Raw genomic sequence first — 3,933 nt, 5'->3', positions numbered from 1 at the left:
GCGTTAAGGGGCAGCAACGCGCTACCACCAAAATTAAATTTACCACCGTAAACACCAATGCCAAGATTTGAACCAAATTCGCCACGCGTTGACTGTCCCTCTTGAACGCCTTGTTAACTTATTACTTTCAATACCTTAAGCCTGTTTACTGAGTGATTCTACAACTGAAAAGTGAAACTTTCCCTAGAACCACGCCAAACTTTGAACTGGCTTGAACTTGAACCATTAATGCCACCCTGAGAGTCTCACGCAAATTCACCCACCGATGCTTGGATTGGAATTGCTATTTTCGCCGCTCACCGTTGCCAATAGCGCCAACCCAGAACCCAGAGCCCAGAGCCCAGAGCCCAGAGCCCAGAGCCCAGAGCCCAGAGCCCAGAGCAGCTTTAACGACTTTTGAGGCGTTCGCAAGCGACTTAAGCAAGCACCTTGAATAATGTAAGAACCAGATTTCAGATTAGCCTTAACGCTTTGTTTTGTATGCAGTAAGTTAACGCCGCATTAAGGGGTGAACAACGCAAACCACCCAACCTAAACCATTGTGCCGTAAACACTAAAGCTAATTCAAACCAAAACTGCCAAGCGTTGTGAATCCCTCTTGAATGCTTTGTTAGTTGCCAAACCTAAAGCTTTGATTTGATGTTAATTGCCGCTTTGCCAACACTGTCTTTGCGTATTTTGGAGAACTCAAATCAGGCGCAGTTTCCAAGCGTCTGTCACTGAAACCACTTGGAACGTACAACGCCGTAGAAAACGAGCAAACGACACCAAAAAGCTCCTTTGGACAGACAATGCTACACAGCTAACTTTCAACAAATAAACCAGTTACTGAAACAGAAAATCCAACCACAAAAGAAACCAACGCACGATTTTACAAACCCCAATAACTTGAAATTGAAATACGAAAACCGAGCCAAAAACACACGGACCTTAGCCCTAAATATTTTGTTTTAGCTGTGTTTTTCTCGTTGGCAACTAACGCCGCATTAAGGTGTGAGCGACGCTTGGCTATACTTGAGCGAAGCGAAACTGCCAAACGTTGCGAATCACTCTTAAATGCTTTGTTAGGCTTATGATTCCAGCCTTTTTACTACTTGGTTCATTGTGTAATGGACGAACTGAGAGCCAAGCTCTGTAAGCTCATATTGCTTAGTATTTTCAAACGCTGACTCCATTGTGCTACTGCCAGAACCAGAACGTTTTGTTGTGCGAGTTTGTTTTACAAACTGCCCTTGCATATTTGTTGGTCTAAACTGCCGAATAACACTACCAGTACTTAAGTCTCTGATTAATAGTTTGAAAAGATCTGCCTCTGCACTATTTTCTCGAGGCACGATATCACTTACAGATTGCCAAATATCTAACCGTGTTATCCCAGGTTTCTGATAAATAGAACGAATAACCTTAAAGTGAATTTCATGATAAGTATCAAGCCAATCATTGAATAATCGAATCTGGTCATCAGGACAAATATTTGACGCGGCTGCGTTAGAGATCAAATTTACTACATATTGCCGTTTCTCTGCTGTATCAGAGGTATCCCAAGATCTAAACGCGCGACGAACTAAACCTAAATATTCTTCACTCTGGATTCTAGCTTCAAATTCTTCGGGTATAGACTCTAAGCGGTCGGTAACCTCGTCGAGCGACTTAGCCAACAGTTCAATCTTGGTTTTGTGTACTTGCAACCATTCTTCATAGAGTGCGTTTACTTGCCCTTGGCTTTTTTCACCATGAGCCGCGGCACCAGACGCTAGAATACTTCCGACCCAAGGTATAACACTCATTGCATTAGCCGTAACTCGGCAGTACTTTTTCCATTTATCACTATCGGTCAATACTGCTAAATCATGAATAATGAACTCTTCCGATCTTTCCAGTTTCTTATCAGTCACGATAATCTCCTATAAGCCTAACGCCCAATTAAGTAGCCCGAAACGCCCTGACTCACTTTCCGCATTGCTCGGCAACACAAAACCTGACGCAAACCAAAAGTGCCACGCGTTGAGGGTCTGCTTGAATTGTTTGTTATGTTTTACCACAAATGACTGATTTACTTGGCAAAGAACTGCGTTGTTAAACGTATTTCAAGAAGTAGATCACAAGCTCATACTCACTTGGCCGCCAGAAGCACGAAACACCAAACGCGTAATTCCACTTCCCTGCCCAATGAGGCAACCCGACAAACGTTCAACAAGCGCCCTCTCTTTCCAACCAAAGCGCAGAACAATGGCAAATTGCCGAGGCAACTGCCAAGCCGATATGCTGATTGGCAAATACGCTCAAAGCGACTTAGAGCCCGTGAAATTTGAAACCAACCGCCACGACCTGCAAATGAAGCAACCCGCGAACATTGACATATTTTACGGGCTGAGGAATTCACGAAATTAGGCCGACAATGCGGATTTGCTGAGGCAACTCGGACGAACTGCCAAAGGGGTAAAGAACATAGGTCGAAGAAGCTTTAAGCCACTGAAATACAAGTAAACATAACGCCGCATTAAGGTGTGAGCAGCGCTTGGCTATACTTGAGCGAAGCGAAACTGCCAAGCGTTGCGAATCACTCTTAAATGCTTTGTTAGGTTTGTTTTCCAATTTCACTTTGAGCCCTAAGCCTCTCAAATGCCGAAGGTTTCGAGTCTGACTCAATATACGCAATGATTTCTGATACACAAGCTTCTACGCCTAAACTTGATGTGTCTAATTCAAGGTCATAAGTACCATGACTATGTACGCGATTAAACTGAAAACGAGCTGCTCCTTGTTTGCGGTCCCCCCTCGACACTTCACGCGCTTCCAGCACTTCGAGAGGACAGTGCACACCGACGAAGAGCACAGGTAACCTCTCAAACGCCTTAACACAAGCGTCTAACCATTCTGGCTGCTGAAGTATGTAATCTACGATAACGTTATTTCCTGTACGCGCAATAGCTGCTGCTGATTCATGGAAACCATTGACGATATAAGGGAGTCGTTCTTCCATTAGTGAGGCATTATTTAGGTCACATTGAGCAATTTGAGACAAGTAAGTATCAACTGAAACATGTAGGTAAACATCAGCCAAAGCCTGTTGCAAGGCATTACTTAATGTCGTTTTTCCAGAGCTGGAAGTTCCATTTAAGAATATTACCAAACCATTAAACTCTTTCTTAAAATCAATATGATAGCGCTAAACTAATTGGTCGCAAGGAAAAAACCTAACGCCCAATTAAGGGGTGAACAACGCCTTCCCCCAAACCTAAAGCATTGTGCCATAAACACTAAATTTGAAGCAGAAGCAAAAGTGCCAAGCGTTGAGAATCCCTCTTAAATTGCTTGTTATGTTTACTTTTTCGCAAGTGCTTCCCGTACCGCTTTTTCAAGATGTGGAGGGCGAGTCACTGGGTAATGAACCTTTAATATATGAGTAACCGCCTGCCTTAAAACCCTAGCCAAATTGATTATGCCCGAGCCCATTGATTCGACGTTATTTGGCTCAAAAGTGTATCTAGCGTTCGTAAATACATTTCGGTGCCTTGTCAGCTCTGCTACTAGGTCCATGCCGGGAGAAACATATTCAATAGCGTCCAGAAGTACTAACTTCTTATGAGGATGAAGCTTTCTATAAAGTTTGGCTAGATCATGTGATTTGTGAACTGTTCCTTTAAATCTTGAGTAACCTTGAACTTGGTGTTCTGTAATCAAGAACGATTTCAGATAGATTTCTATTGCTAGCGAGGCATTGACACATGCTACCCAGAGGTTTCCATCACTGCTTGCAAGCACCGATGCAGCATCTTGATATTGATTACCAGATTGAACCACTATTGACTCTAAGATTCTGTATTTTGGTCTATTTTTCTTTCCCACCTTACTTCCTTTTTGTAAACATAACGCCGCATTAAGGGGTGAACAACGCCATCACCCAACCTAAGCTATTGTGCCGTAAACACT

3 protein-coding genes are annotated in these 3,933 nt (G+C 43.2%); all 3 read right to left on the bottom strand.

Translation table 11 applies throughout. From position 1 onward, the window contains the following. Positions 1–1,070: 1,070 nt before the first annotated feature. On the bottom strand, positions 1,071–1,895 hold the full coding sequence (locus VNE01S_RS18570; RefSeq protein WP_053397226.1) for a hypothetical protein: 825 nt from the start codon (positions 1,893–1,895) through the stop codon (positions 1,071–1,073). 683 nt (positions 1,896–2,578) lie between these two features. Continuing rightward, the gene (locus VNE01S_RS18565; protein ID WP_162208415.1) at positions 2,579–3,133 is read right to left on the bottom strand and encodes a chloramphenicol phosphotransferase CPT family protein; all 555 of its coding nucleotides are present in this window, start codon (positions 3,131–3,133) and stop codon (positions 2,579–2,581) included. Between the two features lie 191 nt (positions 3,134–3,324). After that, entirely contained in the window at positions 3,325–3,849 is a 525-nt protein-coding gene (locus tag VNE01S_RS18560) for a HEPN domain-containing protein (protein ID WP_053397228.1), read from the bottom strand. Positions 3,850–3,933: the final 84 nt, after the last annotated feature.

Source organism: Vibrio nereis NBRC 15637 (assembly GCF_001591105.1).
Taxonomy (GTDB): Bacteria; Pseudomonadota; Gammaproteobacteria; order Enterobacterales; family Vibrionaceae; genus Vibrio; species Vibrio nereis.
The sequence above is the reverse complement of the archived record's forward strand: the minus strand, read 5'-3'. Positions and strand labels throughout refer to the sequence as shown.